This is a genomic window from Paenibacillus sp. BJ-4, from assembly GCF_020404765.1.
GTDB lineage: Bacteria > Bacillota > Bacilli > Paenibacillales > Paenibacillaceae > Paenibacillus.
This window is the reverse complement of record NZ_JAIVEM010000126.1, coordinates 1-1,265: the sequence shown is the minus strand read 5'-3', so window position 1 is coordinate 1,265 and position 1,265 is coordinate 1. Positions and strand designations below refer to the sequence as shown.

General features: G+C 41.8%; 2 protein-coding genes. One reads left to right on the top strand and one right to left on the bottom strand.

Features of this window, described 5'->3' with window-relative positions; translation table 11 throughout:
- Nucleotides 1-31: 31 nt before the first annotated feature.
- Nucleotides 32-448, bottom strand: coding sequence for an IS110 family transposase (locus LCF57_RS18915; protein WP_226002090.1), 417 nt, complete (start codon nucleotides 446-448; stop codon nucleotides 32-34).
- Between the two features lie 182 nt (nucleotides 449-630).
- Here LCF57_RS18915 and LCF57_RS18910 point away from each other — a divergent pair, with 182 nt between their 5' ends.
- Nucleotides 631-1,164 (top strand): DUF1572 family protein, encoded by a 534-nt coding sequence (locus LCF57_RS18910; RefSeq protein ID WP_226002089.1) that lies wholly within the window; start codon nucleotides 631-633, stop codon nucleotides 1,162-1,164.
- Nucleotides 1,165-1,265 lie beyond the last annotated feature (101 nt).

The window sequence follows — 1,265 nt, the reverse complement described above, 5'->3', positions numbered from 1 at the left end:
TTTGCACACACATCTTTGAAAATGCCTCATATTACCGAGTCAGATAGCGCAGATTAAGCAGCTGCACACCCCTTTTTTTGTAAGGTTCGAATTCTTCCCTATAGTAAAGATCGCCCAAAAGATAAGCATCCGCGGCATCCGTTTTAACTTTCCGAAGATTGGATTTTCTAAGCCGATTTGAAATGAGCAGATGGATAACAATGAATAAATAGTGATGCTCCTCCAAGAACTGAACGACGGGGCTTTGGGAGTGCCCGGTTGCTTCGAGAATCAACGTAGGACGATATCCAGATACATGCTCGACGTCTCGAATAGCTTGAAGCAATTTCTCAAGTCCTTCACACGTATGTTCGAAATGAAAGGTCCCTCTGTATGGTTTTCCACGATCTAAAAAGGCCTGTCCGTGGCTTTCTTCTTTAGAAATGTCTAGCCCAATAACGGGGTTCATCTGATCTCTCCTTCATGTAAATTTACCGGGGATCTAAAGTCCCAACCAGCCTCAATCATGGTCATGACAAATAGGGGGGAACATTATAGCGCTCGGGATCAAGTCCCACGGGCAGGATAATTAAAGGAAATACCCAGAGTTTAACGAATAATAAAAATAAGTTTACAGAGGGGGAAATGGTCATGCCAGACCTAATAAAGCATGTATTCGAAGACATGAACAAGCAGCTCGATCGAATTATAAAGAGCATAAACCCGCTTGATGATGATTTGATTTGGAAGAAAATGAAGGATTCCATGAACAGCATCGGTAATCTTTGCTTGCATTTAGCAGGTAACGAATATCAGAACCTCATAAGTGCAATCGGAAACAAACCATTCATTCGGGAACGTACTCGAGAATTTAATTCTGAAGGTGGCATATCAAAAGATGAGTTGATTAGCGTTCTTATGAGGACACGATCCGAATCGGTAAGTATATTATCAGTTTTGTCTGATGAGGATTTAAAAAGAGAAGTTACAATCCGCTATGACCACGAGGATTGGAACAGAATGCTTCGGGTTAGCGCTTCAGAGGATGAAACCTATGAAGCGAGAGAAATTAGCCAGCTTCTTGTTCAGGTTGCGGCACACTACGGATATCATGCAGGGCAAATTGTGATACTCTCCAAAATACTGAAAGATGCGAATGAACACATTACAGGCCAGTATCATTGATGATTCATTCTACAGGAATTCTAACGGGAAACGATAGTTGAGGAGCTTCCTTTGCGGTAGTTCCTTATTCTTTTGTTAACTTAACGGGCAGGATAGTTTGG

Bases quoted from the DNA above. Each gene is read 5' to 3' on its own strand.
- LCF57_RS18915 (WP_226002090.1), bottom strand. From the start codon at position 448: ATGAACCCCGTTATTGGGCTAGACATTTCTAAAGAAGAAAGCCACGGA.
- LCF57_RS18910 (WP_226002089.1), top strand. From the start codon at position 631: ATGCCAGACCTAATAAAGCATGTATTCGAAGACATGAACAAGCAGCTC.